11 protein-coding genes are annotated in these 19,860 nt (G+C 51.4%); all 11 read left to right on the forward strand.

What is annotated here, in order from left to right; genetic code table 11:
• Positions 1-206: 206 nt before the first annotated feature.
• The 11 genes from rne to BZG74_RS08205 all read left to right on the forward strand — a co-directional run bounded on the left by rne (position 207) and on the right by BZG74_RS08205 (position 19,652).
• Positions 207-3,155 carry a ribonuclease E gene (rne, locus tag BZG74_RS08155; protein WP_077772131.1) on the forward strand — a complete coding sequence of 983 codons (2,949 nt, stop codon included), beginning with the start codon at positions 207-209 and terminating at the stop codon, positions 3,153-3,155.
• A 300-nt stretch (positions 3,156-3,455) separates the two neighbouring features.
• Complete coding sequence (locus BZG74_RS08160; protein WP_077772132.1) at positions 3,456-6,863, forward strand: hybrid sensor histidine kinase/response regulator; 3,408 nt, start codon at positions 3,456-3,458, stop codon at positions 6,861-6,863.
• Between the two features lie 851 nt (positions 6,864-7,714).
• Positions 7,715-9,403, forward strand: coding sequence for an ABC transporter substrate-binding protein (locus BZG74_RS08165; RefSeq protein WP_077772133.1), 1,689 nt, complete (start codon positions 7,715-7,717; stop codon positions 9,401-9,403).
• An 83-nt stretch (positions 9,404-9,486) separates the two neighbouring features.
• Entirely contained in the window at positions 9,487-10,473 is a 987-nt protein-coding gene (locus tag BZG74_RS08170) for an ABC transporter permease (protein WP_046075428.1), read from the forward strand.
• A gap of 1 nt (position 10,474) precedes the next feature.
• Positions 10,475-11,503 (forward strand): ABC transporter permease, encoded by a 1,029-nt coding sequence (locus tag BZG74_RS08175; protein ID WP_077772134.1) that lies wholly within the window; start codon positions 10,475-10,477, stop codon positions 11,501-11,503.
• Positions 11,500-12,486: an ABC transporter ATP-binding protein gene (locus BZG74_RS08180; protein WP_077772135.1), complete on the forward strand. Its 987-nt coding sequence runs from the start codon at positions 11,500-11,502 to the stop codon at positions 12,484-12,486. Before BZG74_RS08175 ends, BZG74_RS08180 begins: the two co-directional genes overlap by 4 nt.
• Positions 12,487-12,513: 27 nt before the next feature.
• Positions 12,514-13,509, forward strand: a complete 996-nt coding sequence (locus BZG74_RS08185; RefSeq protein WP_077639902.1) for an ABC transporter ATP-binding protein — start codon at positions 12,514-12,516, stop codon at positions 13,507-13,509.
• 20 nt (positions 13,510-13,529) lie between these two features.
• Positions 13,530-15,545 (forward strand): glycoside hydrolase family 9 protein, encoded by a 2,016-nt coding sequence (locus BZG74_RS08190; protein ID WP_077772136.1) that lies wholly within the window; start codon positions 13,530-13,532, stop codon positions 15,543-15,545.
• Positions 15,545-17,509, forward strand: coding sequence for a beta-N-acetylhexosaminidase (locus BZG74_RS08195; RefSeq protein ID WP_077772137.1), 1,965 nt, complete (start codon positions 15,545-15,547; stop codon positions 17,507-17,509). Before BZG74_RS08190 ends, BZG74_RS08195 begins: the two co-directional genes overlap by 1 nt.
• 109 nt (positions 17,510-17,618) lie before the next feature.
• On the forward strand, positions 17,619-18,386 hold the full coding sequence (gene miaE, locus BZG74_RS08200) for a tRNA isopentenyl-2-thiomethyl-A-37 hydroxylase MiaE (RefSeq protein ID WP_201247366.1): 768 nt from the start codon (positions 17,619-17,621) through the stop codon (positions 18,384-18,386).
• Positions 18,387-18,701: 315 nt separating this feature from the next.
• Positions 18,702-19,652: a transposase gene (locus BZG74_RS08205; protein ID WP_077772140.1), complete on the forward strand. Its 951-nt coding sequence runs from the start codon at positions 18,702-18,704 to the stop codon at positions 19,650-19,652.
• Positions 19,653-19,860: the final 208 nt, after the last annotated feature.

Genomic DNA, 19,860 nt, shown 5'->3' on the forward strand with positions numbered 1-19,860 from the left:
AAAACGGCGGACGCCAACTGCGTAATCCGGTGAGCCATAAAAACCGTTGTAGCTGGCCGATTAAAACTTGCCCGAGCGCACCCCTGATTTTCTCCAGCCGGGAGGCTGCACCATATCAGACTTGGGGTCAGGCAGCATTGACGACTGCTCTCGTCATCAACCGCTAATAACAACGATAAATAAATGAGAAAAATCAGATGAAAAGAATGTTGATTAACGCAACTCAGAAGGAAGAGTTGCGCGTCGCATTGGTCGACGGTCAACGGCTGTACGATCTCGATATCGAGAGTCCCGGCCATGAATCAAAAAAAGCGAATATCTACAAAGGACGCATTACCCGTATCGAACCAAGCCTGGAAGCGGCATTTGTTGATTACGGGGCAGAACGACACGGTTTTCTCCCTCTTAAAGAAATAGCCCGCGAATACTTCCCTTCCGGTTACACCTATCAAGGCCGCCCTAACATCAAAGATGTGGTAAAAGAAGGCCAGGAAGTCATTGTCCAAGTAGACAAAGAAGAGCGCGGCAATAAAGGGGCTGCTCTGACTACGTTTGTGTCGTTAGCGGGTAGCTACTTGGTATTAATGCCAAACAACCCACGAGCAGGCGGGATTTCTCGTCGCATCGAGGGGGAAGAGCGCAGCCAGCTCAAAGAAGCCATGTCTGGCCTCGAACTGCCGCAAGGGATGGGCTTAATTGTGCGCACCGCCGGTGTGGGCAAATCTGCCGAAGAGCTTGAATGGGACTTGAAAGTTCTGCTAAACCACTGGCAAGCAGTGAAAGAAGCGGCAGACGCCAACCCTGCACCTTTCCTGATCCATCAAGAAAGTAACGTGATTGCACGAGCAATCCGCGACTACTTGCGCCGTGATATCGGTGAGATCTTGATTGATAGTGAGAAGGTCTTTCAACGCGCGCAAGAGCACATCAAACTGGTTCGCCCTGACTTTGTCAGCCGCATCAAGTTCTATGAAGGCGAAGTGCCGCTATTTAGCCATTACCAGATAGAAAGCCAGATTGAATCTGCGTTCCAACGCGAGGTTCGCTTGCCGTCTGGTGGTTCGATCGTGATCGACCCCACCGAAGCCCTCACCTCTATCGATATCAACTCTGCTCGTGCCACTAAAGGCAGCGATATCGAAGAGACAGCACGCCAAACAAACGTTGAAGCGGCAGAAGAAATTGCCCGCCAATTACGTTTGCGTGATCTGGGTGGATTGGTCGTTATCGATTTCATCGATATGACCCCCGTACGCCACCAACGTGAAGTGGAAAACAAACTACGCGACTCTGTCCGTATGGATCGTGCACGCGTGCAAATCGGCCGTATTTCGCGCTTTGGTTTGCTGGAAATGTCACGCCAACGCCTCAGTCCATCACTGGCAGAAGCAAGCCATCACATTTGCCCGCGCTGTAAAGGCACCGGTGTAATTCGTGATAACGAATCGCTAGCATTGTCCATTCTTCGTTTGATGGAAGAAGAGGCAATGAAAGAGAACACGGCGCAAGTACTGGGTATCGTCCCTGTCCCCGTCGCCTCTTACCTGCTTAACGAAAAACGCCGATCGGTCCAGCACATTGAGAAATACCACAATGTCAAAGTGGTCGTGGTCCCCAATGCCGACATGCAGACACCACACTTTGATGTGGTTCGCGTCCGCGGCGGTGAAGAAATGGCGAACCTGTCTTATCAGCTGCCAAGCCAGATTGATGCGCTCAGAGAAGTAGAAGCACGCGAAGAGCCACAACAAGCGCGTCCAGCGAAAAAGCGTGAAGAACCTGTTTTACAAGGATTTGCAGCGCCAAGCTCGCCGGCACCAAGTGCAACTAAAACGGCCGCACCAGCCAATGAGCCAGCAGCGTCGGCCCAGCCTGGTCTGTTCACCAAAGTGGGTCAGTTCTTCTCTCGCTTGTTTGCCGCGCCAGCTGATGATGCAACAACCACGTCGTCACAGCCAGCCGCTCAACCTGAGCCAGCTCAAACAGGGCAACGCCAGAAGCCAACACACAGCCAGCGCAATAAGTCACGTGGCAATAACAAACCACAAAATCGCGATGAGCAAAGTGATGGCAACAACGGCGAACGTGGACGTAACAACAAACAACGCCGCCAGAATAAGCCGCAAGAAGAGCGTCGTGATAAGAATCGCAAAGGGAAAAAAACCCGTAACGATAACCGCAGCGACAAAGCGAAAAAGCCTGCCGCGCAACAAGATGAGGCCAAGGCAACGAAGCCACAGTCTGACAATGCGGATAAAGGCAACAAGCAGCACGACCAAAAAGCGGAGAAAACCGAACAGGTTAAACAACGCCGCCAACGTCGTAAGCTTAATCGCAGCGTGCGTATCAACAAAGATAATGCGGATACCCAAGTTGCCACCGAGGTAACACCTGACCAAGGTACAGACTTGCAGCAAGTCGGGGCGGAAGTCGCACAACAGGCTAAACAGCAGCCTGATAACGCGAAGAAAGAAGGTCAGCAGGACAAGCGTCGTAATCGCCGCTCACCACGCCACCTTCGCGCCAGTGGACAGCGTCGTCGCCGTCGTCCAATGGTGAAAAGCCCTATGCCACTCACCACCGGCATGGCGTCTCCCGAAATGGCGATGGGCAAGGTATGGTCGGCAGAGCAACCCGTAAAAGTGAAGCAAGATCGCCGCCGCCAAGACAAACGCCAAAACAGTAAGGCTATTATCAGTGGTGTTGCCCGTCCAGAAATGGCCATGGGTAAAGTCATTATCATGCAAGCTAAGTCGGAGGGGACGGATTCAGTATCGACCCAACCGATGGCTTCGATAAGCACCCCTGAGCCTGCACCGCAACCGGCACAAAGCCAAGCAACACCGGAGGTCGGTGCGATGCCAAAGGTCGCGACGCCAGACGCGCCAGTGACAACCCCTGCGCAAGACTCAGAGGTCGATTTGGTGACTGAAAAAGTGATTGAGCGCGAAGCGGAAATCAATGCCCCAACGGCAACGATTCAATACCGCCGAGCCACATCACCGATGATGAAAGCACCGGCACCGAACGAATCGGTTGATCACAGCCCGGTGGCAATCGCCGCCTTTAAAGTGCCTAACCCAGAAGCGAAAGCGGCGGGTAGCGCTGAGGCACGTGCGTCTGCCTACGCACCGGCAACCAAACCTCAGTACTAATTCCGTTACTTTCGGAATACTAAAGGCCTCGGCATCTGTCGAGGCCTTTTTTTAACCTTTCTTCAATGAAATAACGTGGATAAAACATACGTAAACTTGCAGCGATACACGGAAAAGTGCGCCGATCCACACGCTTCCATAGCGACTTCCTTGTCAAAGCGAAAAAACTCAGTAAAGTCATGGCATAAGATGATTGTCGTGTCGTCGCGCACACCCAGCTTCGCCAGAGACACAGGCTCATCAGGTGCCAAAATACGGCCACGACATTGGAAAGTTGCTGTAGGGAAGACGCTGTTGCTTATGAAAACCTTGTTTACTGCTTATCCATTTAAACGCCTCCATCACACCTTGATGCTGGCCTTTCTTCTATTGAGCCTCCTCCCTCTGATCTTAGTCGCCTTGTTTTTTCTTAATGCCCATAGCCAAGATCTCCAAGAACAAAGCACAGCACACCTTTTATCGGTGCGCGACAGTAAACAACAGCAAATCAATGATTACTTTGATGCGAAAGAAGCGGAGGTGCTTGGATTTGTTGCCTCAGAGCTCGCCTACGCCAGCGGTGGCCATTTTTATGGTTTGGTCAACGCCTTTCAGCGACTACGACCAAACATCGACGCCGCACGTGATTACGCGCAACGCCGCTACTACCTTGGGTCCGGTGAGAGGGTGAAAACACCTGTGCGCAAGGACGATCCCAATTATTCTGCCACCGAGCGTTATCGGCTGCTGCACAAACGCTATCACCGCGCTTATCAAGCTTTGCTCGCCCGCGCAGATTTTGACGACCTACTCTTGGTCGATAAGCAAGGCAACGTCACCTATTCGGTGAAAAAACTGGGCAACTTTGGCACAAACTTACTCTCAGGCCCTCACCGTGATGCACGATTGGGGCAAACGTTCGCGACCCTACAACAGCAAACGCAACAAACAAAAGGGAAGTTAGATCCGACGCCCAAGGTGATTATCTCTGATTTTTCTGCGGAAGAGACCGACACCCGAGTTGCATGGCTGGGCGCCCCCATTATTCAGCAAGGGTACCTGCATAGCTACGCGCTCTTCCGGCTTCCTAGCCATGCCCTTACCAGGCTAATGGCCCCCAGAGAAACCAATGCGATTGAAACACACCTCGTCGGCGATGACGGCAAGACTCGAGCGCATTCAACCAACAACAGTCAGCTTGTTAATAACACGCCTGCCATAGAAAAAGCATTAGCCGGAGAAACGGGAGTCACCCGCTATCAAACCCAATCAGGCCAAACCATGCTCGCCGCCTACACCCCTATTCGCACCCATGGACTGAAATGGGGACTCGTGGCTGAAGTCCCCACGCAAGTGGCCTACGCACGTATCCACCAGCTGCAACAGCTTTTTATCGTTGCCATGTTACTTGCGATTCTCGCGGTGGTCATTGCCTCGCACTATATGTCCAACTTTATTACTCGCCCACTGCTTCAACTTACGTGGGCGGCCGAAAAAGTCAGTGCAGGTGACCTGGATACCCAAATCCACCACACGCGTCGTCGTGATGAAATCGGGCGTTTGGCGGTGAGCTTTGCCCGCATGCGCCATGCCATTCGCGAAAAACTGGCCTTAATACGCCAGCAAAACCAGGCCTTAGAAGCTAACATCACCACCATACGTGCTCAGAATGAAGAGCTGCATGTCGCCAACAAACTGAAAGATGAATTCCTGGCAACCACCTCTCACGAACTTCGTACCCCCTTACACGGCATGATAGGGATTGCCGAAGCACTGATTGACGGTGCGAACGGTCCGATTAGTCGCGATCATCAGTATCAACTATCGATTATCGTCAACAGCGGCCAGCGCTTGGCCAAGCTGGTTGATGATCTCTTGGACTACCATAAAATGCGCTATGGGCAATTGGATTTGGAGCAAGGTCCTGTCAATCTCAACGCCATCACACAGCTTGTGCTGTCACTCGCCAAGCACCTTAAAAAAGATAAGCCGCTAGACATCATTAATCAGCTCAGCGACACGCCAATCTGGGTACACGCGGATTCCCAACGGCTTGAGCAAGTTATGTACAATTTGCTGGGAAATGCGATTAAGTTCACCGATGCGGGTAAGATTGTTATTAGCGCCGACACCTTGGACGATCGTGTTCGCATCCAAGTGGTTGATACGGGTAAAGGGATCCCAGCGGAACAGTTAAGCACCGTTTTTGAGCCTCTCGCACAAGCAGTAAGTAGCCACTATCATTATCAACACGGTGCAGGTCTTGGTCTATCAATCAGTCGTCAACTTGTCGAGTTGATGGGCGGCCAGCTTTACGTCAGTAGTCAGCCGCAAGTGGGCACCACCTTTAGCTTCACCCTTCCGCGTGTCGATGAGCCTCCGGTGTTAAGCACCGAGCTTACCGCCTTCTCTACCCAGCACGTTTATCAAGATGACACGCGAGAGACCCTCGCTCACTTCTCTTCGGACGTTGTTTCGCAAAGCCAGCATAATCACAATGGCTTACATATTTTAGTGGTTGATGATGAACCCACCAACCAACAAGTACTCGCCAGCTTTCTCAATATTGAAGGCTATCAGGTCAGTACAGCAAGCGATGGACGCACAGCCATTGAGCACATCGCCACCACGAAGCCGGATCTCGTTTTGCTCGACGTGCTTATGCCCGGTATGAGTGGTTTCGAGGTCTGTGAGCAGCTCAGAGAACAATTTAACCACGCCGCACTTCCGATTATCATGCTAACCGCCTTAAATCAGCCTGATGATCGCATCTATGGGTTTGAAATCGGCGCGAATGATTACTTATGTAAACCCTTTGATAAACGAGAGCTCGCTGCTCGGATAGCCACACACCTTGCCGCTAGCCAAGCGGAACAACGCCGCCAAGAAAACCAACGCCTCGAGCAGGCGCTTGAACAAAGTGCGCGGCAGCAAGCCAGCCTGCTCGAAACCCAGTCTTGGTTGATTTCACAACTCTCTCTCGCCCCTGAAGCCATGTTAGGTATGCGAAGAGATGGTCAGGTTCGCTTTGTTAACCAAGCGGCAGCATCCTTGTTCGGGCGTGAACAGGACGAGGTAAAACGGATGCACGGTCAAGCCTTAGTGAAAGCGCCCGAGCAGGCCAATCATATGGAGCGCTATCAAGGCCCACTGACCATTTATATTGAAGGACAACCACAGGACGTTGACGGTATGCTGCTGCGTTTTCCAGCCGAGTCTGACATTGACAGCCTGTATGTCATCAACACAGACGCACCCGTGTCTCAGTCTCGTATACAGAGCCTAGAAAGCGCCATCGAAGCCTTATCTGGCTACGCATTAGGCGGAGACTCACGCCAACTTGAAACGCTTAAAGCGATGGGCGGGGAATTTGAAGCCCTTGCTGAAAAAGCGCAACACCAACAGCAAGATAAAACCAACACACGTAGACAGCTCATTGTTGATGCCATGGTAGCCAGCTTAGATTACTGGGAAGAAGCCACAGGCAAAAGCAAATTCGATTTTGCCGAGCAAAGTGGTCTCTGGCGCGTCTACCTTGATCGTAGTAGCTTACAAACCCGCACACTGGATAAGTACTTATTGCTGGAAACCTTACCCAAAACACCGAGATGGCGCACAGTGCTGAGCTCCATTCGCTTTATTCTCGATCATTGTGATAAACGCAGCTCCACCCGCACCCAGCTAGAATCTTACTACCAACAACTGCGCCAACTACTGTTAGACGACTAACAACACACACCAACGCAATAAAGTGCCTCCCCTTCCGGGGACAGGTATATTTTCCCCTTCTGGGACAGGCACTTTTACCCTTACTAGGACAGGCACCTTGGTCATAAAGTGGTCATAAAGTGCCTGTCCTCACAATCACAATTGGAGCACAATTGGGACAGACACTTTTAGCCCCCTATCAGGACAGGCGCATCGAAATAAGTGAGCAAACCTCGGAGCAAATCCCGGTGACTGTCCCATTGGTGGTTTATTGCCGGATCTCAGACGTGCGTCTACTGACACTAATGTGCCTGTCCTCTGACTGACGAGCGAAAATCGCTCATTAATAATCTTTGCGAACCAACCTCATTTCAATCGCAATGCTTCTTGGCAAAAACCCCTTTTATATCGGATATAATTCAGAAATGCGCGACTTGTCACAACAAAATAAACACTGATTTTTCTCGTTAAAAAATAAGAGCGTTTGGGTGTGTGACATACATCACCCAAAGGAAAAATAACTATAACTTCATGATTTTTATATCATTATAATTCCATCCAAGGTCATTATCAGGAGAGAATCGTGATTGTATCCTGAAGCGGATAACCTTTTTAGCTGTTTTTTTTAACGAAAGTAACGTCAGCGTCGCGCTTTTTTACGGTTTTAACGATTATTCACATTGCAGCCTTCACTTAACTTGGGCTTAGTGAAGGTGTTTGCTGGCCTGGAACAACAAGTATCCCTTGGGGCACCCCATCCATAATCACAACGTAAGGGTCAGCGACACAGGAAGCTTGAGTTCGTAAAGGTTGTTCGCAACGAGCTCATCACTATCCATCACGTGAACTGAAAGCAACAGTAAGGAATGGCTATGTTTTCGAGTAACATTAGAGTTGCCAGCAAGACCCTACTTGCCTCTGCAATTATCGGTGCGCTGAGCGCAAGTGCTGGCGTCAGTGCCGCCGAGCGCAGTGAGCTCACTATCCACCCGAAAGAATTCAATACTTTTGTCCGTAACTTTAACCCTTTCCTCGGCGCCACGTATCTGCACACCACGACTGACTTTATCTATGAGCCATTAGTGGTATTTAACGAAATGAAAGGCAACCAACCTGTCTTTCGTCTCGCAAGCGGCTATGAAATGGCCGATGACCTGAAAAGTGTCACCTTTACCCTACGCAAAGGGGTGAAATGGTCAGACGGTGAAGCCTATACCGCTGATGATGTGGTGTATTCGTTTGATTTGGTCAAAAACCACCCTGAACTGGATCAATCTGGCATTAACCAATGGGTTGATGATGTGAAGAAGGTAGACGATTACACCGTCCGCTTTGAACTCACTGAGGCAAACTCCAATGTACCCTACGAAATTGCGAAAGTACCTGTGGTGCCTGAGCACGTCTGGAAAAATGTTGAAGAGCCAGCGTCTTACACCAATAAAAACCCGGTAGGATCGGGTCCCTTCACCACTATCGATACCTTCACCTCTCAGCTCTACATTCAATGTCGTAACCCGCATTATTGGGACAACGACAACCTCGATGTTGACTGTCTGCGCGTACCGCAAATTGCCAATAACGACCAGTTTTTAAGCAAAGTGATCAACGGCGAGATGGACTGGACTTCCTCGTTTATTCCTGACATTGACCGCACTTATGCCGCGGCCAATCCAAATCATCACTATTGGTACCCTGCCGCTGGCACCCAAGCCTTTATGGTCAATTTTAATGACCCTGATCCGGCCAAGCGTGAAGCGCTGACCAATGTCGACTTCCGTCGCGCATTTTCGATGGCGCTAGACCGTCAAACCATTATTGATATCGCGTTTTATGGCGGTGGTACGGTAAACGACTTCGCGTCTGGCTTAGGTTATGCCTTTGAGTCTTGGTCCGACGAAGCGGTGCATGAGAAATATCGCCAATACAATACGTACGATCTAGACGGCGCCAAAGCACTGCTTGCGAAAGCCGGCTTTAAAGATCAAGACGGTGATGGCTTTGTGGAAACCCCATCAGGCAAATCGTTTGAGCTCGAAATCCAATCTCCTAATGGCTGGACCGACTTCAACAACACCGTTCAGCTTGCGGTTGAGCAACTTGCCGAGGCCGGCATCAAAGCCAAGGCACGTACCCCAGATTTCTCGGTATACCGCCAAGCGATGCTCGAAGCTGACTACGACGTCGCTTACACCAACTACTTCCATGGTGCGGACCCTTATACCTATTGGAATAGCGCGTATAACTCCAACTTACAGGAAGGGGATGGCATGCCGCGGTTCGCAATGCATTACTACCAAAATGCCGAGCTCGACAAGCTGTTAGACAGCTTCTACAAAACCGCCGATAAAGCTGAGCAGCTGGAAATTGCCCACCAAATCCAAGCGATTATCGCCAAGGATCAGGTCACCATTCCGGTACTCTCTGGCGCACAAATGTATCAATACAACACAACCCGCTTCACCGGTTGGTGGAACGAAGACAATCCGAAAGGCCGCCCCTCTATCTGGGCCGGCATTCCTGAACGTCTTCTCCATGTGCTGGACCTTAAGCCCGTTCAGTAACCAGTATCGGGCGCCTTGCGCGCCCGCTTTTCCACGATGTTCACACCAAGAACATCACCACTTCGCTGTGTAAGGTGTGGGTTATGGGTTATTTTTTCCGACGGCTAACTTTTTACATGATTGCCCTTTTAGTGGCAGCAACACTCAATTTTATTATTCCTCGTGCCATGCCCGGTGATCCGGTCACCATGATGTTTGCCAATGCCTCGGTGCAAGTCACTCCAGAGCGGATTGAGGCAATGAAACAACTGCTGGGCTTTGTCGATGGCCCCCTCTATATGCAGTATTTCACCTACATGAAAAACGTGCTGAGCTGGGATTTAGGCACCTCGATCCAATTTTATCCGTTGTCGGTTAACGAGCTCCTCGGCAAAGCCTTTGGCTGGTCGCTGTTTCTCGCCGGCAGTGCGGTGCTGCTGTCGTTCTCGCTAGGTTCGATTTTGGGCATTTTTGCCGCTTGGAAGCGCGGCGGGAAATACGATGCTGTGATCACCCCAGGCATGCTGATTATCCAAGCGGTGCCTCAAGTGGTTATCGCGATGCTGGCGCTGTTTATTTTCGCCATTGGGTTGAAGTGGTTTCCAACCGGATACGCCTACACGCCGGGCGTCACCCCAGACTGGACCAGCTGGACCTTTATTAAAGATGTGGCCTATCACGCCGTACTCCCGCTTTTTTGTGCCTCCATCATTCAAGTAGGCGGCTTTTTGGTCAACATGCGTAACAACATGATTAACCTGCTGGCAGAAGACTACATCACCATGGCCCGCGGCAAAGGGTTAAGCGAAAACCGCGTGGTGTTTAACTATGCGGCGCGGAACGCGCTCTTACCCAGTGTCACCGCGCTATCGATGTCGCTGGGTATTGCCATCGGGGGCCAACTGATTGTGGAAATTATTTTTAACTATCCCGGTCTTGGCTCAGTGCTTTTGAATGCGATCAACGCGCGCGACTATCAAGTCCTACAAGGCCAGCTACTCATTATGACCTTGTTTATGCTCTCGTTTAACTTAATTGCTGACATGCTGTACGTGGTCCTTGACCCACGCCTGCGCAAAGGAGGCAAATAATATGAAAGATCTCCTCACGCTTATCGTGCGCAATAAAATTGCCCGCGCCGGTTCCATCATTGTTGGCCTATTTATATTGATGGCGGTCTTCGCGCCGTTGTTGACCCAGCATGCGCCAGACAAACGCACCGGCAATCCGCATGAATATCCCAGCTTTATCGTCAAAGCGGCGCAAGCCAACCCAGACGGCTGGGTCGCCACACACTTAGCGGATGATCGTCGCACCCTACTGATGTCGAAAAAGGCCGACCATGTCCTTGGCACCACCCGTATGGGCCGTGATGTCTGGTCGCAGTTGGTACATGGCGCCCGTGTTTCGTTGGCGGTAGGTTTTGGGGCCGGTATCACCGTGTGTGTCCTCGCAACCTTAATTGGCATTACCGCCGGCTATTTAGGCGGTTGGGTTGACGATGTACTCACCGCCGCAATGAACATTATGTTGGTCATTCCGCAATACCCACTCTTGTTCGTGCTCGCCGCGTTTATCGGCGAAGCCGGACCGCTGACGATCGCCATCATTATTGGCTGTACTTCTTGGGCTTGGGGCGCACGGGTGGTTCGCTCACAAACCCTTGCCCTGCGCGAAAAAGAGTTCGTGAAAGCCGCCGAAGTGCTGGGTGAGTCGCGCTTTCGTATCACCTTTGTCGAGATCTTGCCTAATCTCGTGCCCATTGTTGGCGCTAGCTTTATTGGCTCGGTGATGTATGCCATTGCCATGGAGTCGATTATCTCTTTCTTGGGCCTTGGTGACCCCAACACCATCAGCTGGGGGATCATGCTCTACAACGTACAAACCTCATCATCCATGCTGATCGGCGCTTGGTGGGAGCTGATCGCGCCTTGTATTGCGCTGACCTTACTGGTGACGGGGCTTGCGTTACTCAACTTCGCGGTGGATGAAATTGCCAACCCGCAATTACGTGCGCAAAAAGGGATGAAGCGCTGGAAAAAACTCAGCCAACAAGAAAAGAAAGCCCGCGACGAGAATCCCGTTGCCGAACACATGCTGATCAGTGGAGATAAATCATGAGTCGCACCCCACTTATCTCAATCCGTGACCTGTGCGTGGACTACATTACCGATGCCGGTGATGTCCGAGCCTGCGATCACGTCAGTTTTGACATTGCCCCCGGTGAAGTATTCGGCCTGGCTGGCGAATCGGGGTGCGGTAAATCCACCGTTGCCTTTTCGCTGATGCGCCTGCATAAGCCACCTGCCTTTATCACCGGCGGCGAAGTCATCTTTAACGGCGAGAATATTCTCGAGTACAGCGACGCTCGGATGCGCGACTTTCGCTGGCGCGAGATGTCGATGGTGTTTCAAAGCGCCATGAACGCCCTTAATCCAGTGCTGACGCTCGAAGAACAGTTTTGCGATGTGCTGATGCGCCACACCAACTTGACCCGCAAACAAGCGGTGAAGCGGGCTCAAGGCTTGCTAGAAATTGTCGATATTCATCCCAGCCGTCTGACCGATTATCCGCATCAGTTTTCGGGCGGGATGCGTCAACGCTTGGTAATTGCCATTGCACTGGCCCTCAACCCGAAAATGATCATCATGGATGAGCCCACCACGGCATTAGATGTGGTGGTGCAGCGTGAGATCTTGCAAAAAATCTACGCGTTAAAAGAAGAGTTTGGCTTTTCGATTCTGTTTATCACCCATGATTTATCGCTCATGGTCGAGTTTTCCGATCGGATTGGGATCATGTATTCCGGTGAGCTGATTGAGGTCGCGCCGTCCAAACAGGTGCTCAACAACCCCTACCACCCTTATACCGAAGGACTGGGCAGCTCATTCCCCTCACTCACCGGACCTAAGCGCCAGCTCACGGGGATCCCAGGCAACCCGCTCAACTTGCTCGAAATCCCGACCGGTTGCCGCTTTCAAGCGCGCTGTGCTCAGGTGCATGAGCGGTGTCGAACCACGCAAACGGCGCTGCGCCAAATCGAACCGGGCCGGTATTCCAACTGCCATCTATACGGCGAGCCCATCGCCCAACAAAAACTCTAATAACGCGCCAATGTGAGGAAGTCAGTGATGAGTACAGGTTTTGGAGAACTGCTGGTTGAAGGGAAAAACGTGGTGAAAGATTTTCCCATTAACAGTCATGCCCTTAAACAACCCATGATGCGAGCGATCAATGACGTCTCGTTCAAAATGTACAAAGGCCGTGGACTTGCCGTGGTAGGTGAGTCGGGCTCGGGCAAATCCACCACCGCGAAAATGATCGCAAAAATGTACGCCCCGACCGACGGCTGCATTGAATATCGGGGCCGCGATATTACCACCATTAAAAAACGTGATGAGCTGATGCGCTATCGCGAAGGCCTGCAAATGGTCTGGCAAGACCCTTTTGGCTCGCTCAACCCCACGCATAATGTGTTTCATCATATTGCGCGCCCGTTGTTGATTCACAAAAAAGTCGCCAAGCGCGATAAAGCTCAGTTGAAAGAGCGGGTGTTCGAGCTGCTCGAGCAAGTGGGCCTGACTCCGGCCAAAGAAACGGCGGAGAAATTCCCCCATCAGCTGTCGGGCGGTCAACGTCAGAGGATAAACCTAGCGCGTAACATCGCCGTGGGTGCGGAAGTGGTACTTGCCGACGAGCCGACCTCGATGCTGGATGTGTCGATTCGTGCCGGTGTGCTTAACCTCATGGAAGAGATGAAAGTGGAGAAGCAAATGTCGCTGCTCTACATCACCCATGACATCGCCACCGCGCGCTACATTGCCGAAGACTTGGCAGTGATGTACGTCGGCCATATGGTCGAATGGGGAGACACCGAAGAGATTATTCATCATCCCCAACACCCTTATACCCAGTTGTTGGTCTCGGCCGTGCCCGACCCGAGCAAGTCTATTCACGAAAAACTAAAGGGCAACAAGGGTGAGATCCCCCTATGGACACCGGATTCGGTCGGCTGCCCTTTTGCTGGCCGCTGCCCGCATGCGACAGCCAAATGCACTGAGCAGTTACCCGGCGTGACCAAGCTCGCCGACAACCACTATGTGCGCTGCTATTTGTACGAGCAATAGCGACCAATAAGGATACCATCATGCAAGTGCTGACCAATCACATTGGCTACTCGTTACACGGTGACAAATACGCGGTGATCGTCAGTGACAGCGACCGCCTCACCGGCACGCCCGTGGCACTGATTTCCCTGCCTCCTCTTAGGGGGACAGGCACATTTAATACTGCCGATAAAACTGCCTCCTCTTCTGGGGACAGGCACTTTAACGATGCCGCAAAAGATGCAGAAAAAAGCGAGAACCTTACCGGGACAGGCACTCTTGCTCTCGGGACAGACACTTTTGTTCGTGGTGTTCGTGGGACAGACACAGTGTCACTCGATAACGTGGTCGCGCAGTTTGCATTACAGCAAGGCACACAGTTAAACAACTGGCAGATAGGCACGGCTTATACCCTCGATTTTTCTGCCTTTGCACATCGCGGACGCTATCAACTCATGCTGTTAACAGACACACCGGTATATTCCCATCCGTTTGAGATCAGGGATAATTGTCTGTTTCACACCACGTTTTCCGACCTGCTCCATTACTTTAAATCGCAGCGGTGTAGCGGTATCTATGAACACGCGGATCAGCGCGCCAAGGTATTTGGCTCTGATGAACGCGTGGATGTGTCCGGCGGTTGGTACGATGCCTCTGGCGATGTGAGCAAATACCTAAGCCACCTTTCCTATGCCAATTACTTTAATCCGCAACAAATCCCGCTATTGGCTTGGGGGCTGGCCGATCTTGCCAGCCAGTTTAGCTCGGACACGCTGCCCGCGTTTATGCGTATGCGATTAGCCGATGAAGCGAAACACGGCGCCGATTTTCTTCTCCGTATGCAACACCCCAGTGGTTTTTTTTATATGACGGTGTTTGATCAATGGTCGAAAGACCCAGAGCGCCGCACCCTTTGCGCTTACGCGACGCAAGATGGGGTGATGAGTGAGGCTTACCAAGCCGGTTTTCGTCAAGGCGGCGGCATGGCGATTGCTGCCCTTGCCGCCGCAAGCCGAGCACCGCTTTACGCCGAGCCAGACCAACAAACACGCTATTTAGACGCCGCCATTCGCGGCTACTGGCATTTGGTTGAACATAACCGTTATTACCTTGATGACGGTGAGCCAAACATTATTGACGAAACCTGCGCCCTTCTCGCCGCATGCGAGTTACATCACGCCACTCGACAATCTACCGAGGAGCAATCTACCGGGAACAGTCACGCTTATTTAATGGGACAAGCACCTTTAGGTTCTGGGGACAGACACATTAGTGCGAACGGTGACTGTCCCTTCTTGAGCGAGGCACGAGGCTGGATGCAAAAGCTGGTCGTACGGCAGTGCAGTGATGAAACCTGTCAGTATTATTGGTCGGCAAATGCTGATGGGAGTCGCCCGTTTTACCATGCCGCTGATGCGGGTCTGCCCGGGTTGGCATTAGTTCGCTACCTCGATGTAGAAACCGACCCCAGCCATCAGGCTATCGCGCAAACAGCATTGGAACGCGCCTGCCAGTTTGAGCTCAACCTAACACAAACCGCTGATAATCCATTCGCGTATCCGCGTCAGTACGTCAAACCCGTCGATGGCGTCAAACAGGTGCGTCATTTTATTCCTCACCACAATGAAACCGACTATTGGTGGCAAGGCGAGAATGCACGCTTGGGGTCACTGGCAACCTTTGCGTGTCATGCCATGCGCCATATTCAAGACGATGCGCTGAATGCGGCCCTCCACACCTTTAGCCAACGGGCGCTTAATTGGATCCTCGGTTTAAACCCATTTGATATCTGTATGCTCGATGGACATGGCCACAACAACCCAGATTACCTACCGCACTTGGGCTTTTTTAATGCCAAAGGGGGGATCTGCAATGGCATTACCTCAGGGATGAGGGATGAAACACAGATTGCATTCAACCCCGCGCCATATTGCGATGATATGGCGCAAAACTGGCGATGGGGCGAGCAGTGGTTGCCACATGCAAGCTGGTTTATGCTCGCCATCAGTGCGCAAACACTGATTGGCAACGGCCACTCGAACAAGGAGAACGCGTGATGACTTACCGCCTCGATCTTAGTGTGATCAACGAGTATCCCAATGACACCCCGCCGCGCAGCCGAATGGGGTTAACCTTGCATAACATCACCGACCGTTCGTTGGAAGCGCTGTCCATTGCGGTACTGTTTGATCGCTTCATCAACCCCAATACCCTGTCACAAGGCAGTATTGAGCAAGTTGGCAGCTATTGCGTCATTACACCGGCACATCAAACTCTCGATGCCAATCAAAGCTTATACATCGAGTTTGATGCCCACACGCCGCCATTGCGGTTTCTTTGTGTGGGCTTTAAAGATGCACTGCTCTATGCCAATGGCGAGCAATATTCAGTGATGCTCACTCCCATTAACTTGGCACACACTCATACCACACGATCAACGATTCCAGATGTTCATCCCGCCGAGCACGCCATTATTCCGGTGCCCAAATCGGTGCGCCACCAGCCAGGATACTTTACGCTTTCACCCACAACACCGTTAATCGCGGTGGATTCACAGGCCCTTCCCGCCGCGCAGTGGTTAAGTAACGAATGGGTTCGCATGTATCCGCAAGCTGATATTGCACTGGACCCGCGCCACCAAGATGCGGTCACTGGAGATCATGCCATTATCTTACGGCCTTTACCCGACTCGGCACTTCGAGATATCGCACACCGTGATGAGGCCTATCAGCTCACCGTCACCGACCAAGGCGTGGTCATCCAAGCCTGTGCTGAGCGCGGGTTTATTCACGGCTGCGCATCGCTGTTACAACTTTGCCAAGAGCAAAACACACAGCTTCGAATACCGGCAATAAAAATCAGCGATGCACCACGCTTTGCTTACCGAGGGATGATGCTCGATTGCGCGCGCCATTTTCATTCGGTGGACACGGTAAAGCGACTGATTAACCAGTTAGCTTATTTTAAGTTCAATACCTTTCACTGGCATTTAACCGACGATGAAGGCTGGCGACTGGAGATTAAAGCCCTGCCTGAATTGACGCGCTATGGGGGTCAACGCGGCCCCAATACCCGCCTTGCCCCGCAATTCAGTCATATTGCAGAACGTCACGAAGGTTATTATCGCCAAGAAGACGTACGTGACGTGATTGAATACGCCGCAGCCCGCGGTATTACCGTCATTCCAGAAATTGATATTCCCGGTCACTGTCGCGCAGCCATCAAAGCACTGCCTGATTGGCTACACGATGCCGACGACCGCTCTACTTACCGTAGCGTACAACACTACACCGATAACGTATTATCGCCAGCCCTCGATGGCACGTATCGATTTTTAGATACGGTATTAAGTGAAGTCGCCGAGCTTTTCCCCGCCTCATGGGTTCATATTGGTGCCGATGAAGTCCCTGACGGGGTATGGACGGATAGCCCAATTTATCGGGACAGACGCATGAACGGAGAAACGACCGCTTCGCTACAGGGACAGATACTGACCTATGCGGAGCAAAAGCTACGTGCCTTGGGCAAACGTATGGTTGGCTGGGAAGAAGTGCAGCACGGCGATAAAGTGAGCAAAAATACCGTGATCTATTCATGGCAAAGCGAAGACGCTGCACTGCATTGTGCGCAGCATGGGTTTGATGTGATTTTGACCCCCGGTCAGGCGACCTATCTCGATATGGTGCAAGATTATGCTGCCACCGAGCCTGGCCTCGACTGGGCGGGCGTCACGCCATTAGAAAAAGCCTACCAATATGAGCCGCTGGCAAGTCTTGCCAGTGACGACCCCGCCCGTGAGCATATGCTAGGTGTGCAATGTGCACTCTGGAGTGAACTGATCACCAATCAGGACAGGCTCGATTACATGGTATTTCCAAGACTTACCGCCATTGCAGAAGCGGCTTGGAGCCACAGTGAGCGCCGTGACTGGCTCGATTATCTGGCCAGACTCAAAGCGCAGTTACCGCGTTTAGACAAGTTCGGTATTCAATACCGTTCCCCTTGGGCATCGAACAAGTAGGCCGAATTCGCCCACCTGGCAGCGCCTCCTGCGCTGCCAGCTCTTTGCGCTCGCATCCCATCTGTTTATAATGCCCAGCCATTGTTGTCAGTCTGAGAGTGTTTCCGGCATGCTACGCCAAGAAATTAATACCCTACTCACCCCTATTCATGGTTTTCTGCACTGTCAAACCCCCGACAGTTGGATTGACGCAGCCATTCAGCCTGACAATCAATCGATTCTTTTGCGCGATCACGCAAACTGCGAATTAAAAGCCAGCCAAACCGCGATGTGGTTGATCCGTAAATATGCGGTTGACGCAGCGAGTGGCGAGCAACTGCTAGCATGGGCCAAACCCTATGAAGACTTTGTCTACCGCGGCGCTCGCGATGGGATCTTCCACGCGCGCAAAAACGGTCTCAGTGCGCCTTTAACCCCTAAAGCGGGGTTTGCCCACGGCCAAGCCTTGATTGATAAAATGGTCCGGTTAATCAAAGAAGAGTTTCATCACTTTGAGCAAGTGATTGAAATCATGGACGCACGCGGCATTCCTTATCAACCATTAGAAGCAGGTCGCTACGCCAAAGGATTAATGCGCGCGGCACGTACTCACGAACCGGCAACTTTGGTCGATAAACTGATTATTGGCGCCTGCATTGAAGCACGCTCCTGCGAGCGCTTTGCCAAAGTCGCCCCACACCTTGATGATGAACTGCAAAAGTTCTACATCTCGCTACTGCGCTCGGAAGCACGCCATTATCAAGATTACCTCACGCTTGCAGAAACCATCGCCGGCGAGGACATTCGCGACCGCATCCAAACCATCGGCGAGCGCGAAGCCGAGTTGATCCAAGCGCCCGACAGCCAATTCCGTTTTCACAGCGGCGCCCCTGCCTAGCTTCTTCTTATGGGGACAGGCACTGTTAATTTCCTGCTAGGACAGACACTTTATAAACCTAACAGTAAACCTAACAGGACAGTCACCTTGTAGTGACTGTCCTTGCTATGCCTTGTTGTGCCACGACGCCCTACTCAGTACTCGCGAGAATTACTCCTAGGACAAATTACTCCTAGGACAGACACATTTAGCAAATAACAACTCTCGTAGTTACACCATTTCTTGCGCTGTCACGAAAATCCAATTCAGAAACAATGAACGCTGTTTATTTATACAGTACGCTTTACCTCTATCCGGAGCCAAGGGAGAGAGACGATGACCAAAGCTCGCGCATCGCAAATAAATTTGGCCGCCACACCCTATTATCATTGCGTCTCACGTTGTGTACGCCGCTCGTATTTGTGCGGCTATGATGCTCAGTCGCAAAAAAGCTATGAGCATCGTCGCGCATGGATAGAAACGCGTTTACTCGCATTAGCCAAAGCGTTCTGTATCGATATTTGTGCTTATGCCATTATGAGCAATCACTATCACGTTGTTTTACATATCAACCAAAAAGCAGCTCAGTCTTTAACCAACATCGAGATTGTTGAACGCTGGCTAGCCTTTCATCAAGCGCCTGCACTTATCCAACGTTTTTATCAGGGTGAACCGCTCTCTCACTCAGAGCGAAAAGCGTGTCTTCGCATCATTGAGAGCTGGCGCGAACGTTTGATGTCTGTCAGCTGGTTTATGAAGCTGCTTAATCAATATATTTCGACGCAAGCGAACCGAGAGGATCAATGCTCAGGGCATTTTTGGGAGGGACGCTTTAAAAGCCAAGCCTTATTAGATGAAAAAGCACTCGCTGCGGCCATGGCCTATGTCGATTTGAACCCAGTGCGAGCAGGTATCACCAAACAGCCTGCGCATGCCAATTACACATCGATTAAAAAGCGCGTTGAATCACTCAAGCAAAATAAAGCGACGCCAGCCGGCTTATTACCCTTCGCCGGGAACCCGAGAAAGTCGATGCCCGACGGTATCCCTTTTCGCCTTATGGATTATTTAGCTCTGGTAGAATGGACGTGCGATCAGGGTCAGAACGCCAATTCACTCCCGAGACCACATCTACTCACACAACTGAACATCTCGCGTGAAACCTGGTTGACTACATGCTCTCATTTAGAAGGCGGAAACGTCGTGGGTTCACTGTCGAGTATCCAAGCGATATTGCCAACACTTGGCCTAAAGCGCATGACCGGCGTCATGATCCCAAGTGAGTAAGGCTTGTCGTTGAATGCATCCCAATAACGTAAACACGAAATAAACTCGCTAATACCTCATCCAATCCAATAAGCCAGCACCATTATCAATACAAACAACACACCCACCGCTTTTAAGAGCGGCTTTAGCCCTTTTGCTCCACCTTCCGGGGGTTGATTACAACATCCCATATTATCTCCTGACCGTTTTTCCAGAAGAATAAGCCTTC

It is taken from the genome of Salinivibrio sharmensis (genome assembly GCF_001995985.1).
GTDB classification, from domain to species: domain Bacteria; phylum Pseudomonadota; class Gammaproteobacteria; order Enterobacterales; family Vibrionaceae; genus Salinivibrio; species Salinivibrio sharmensis.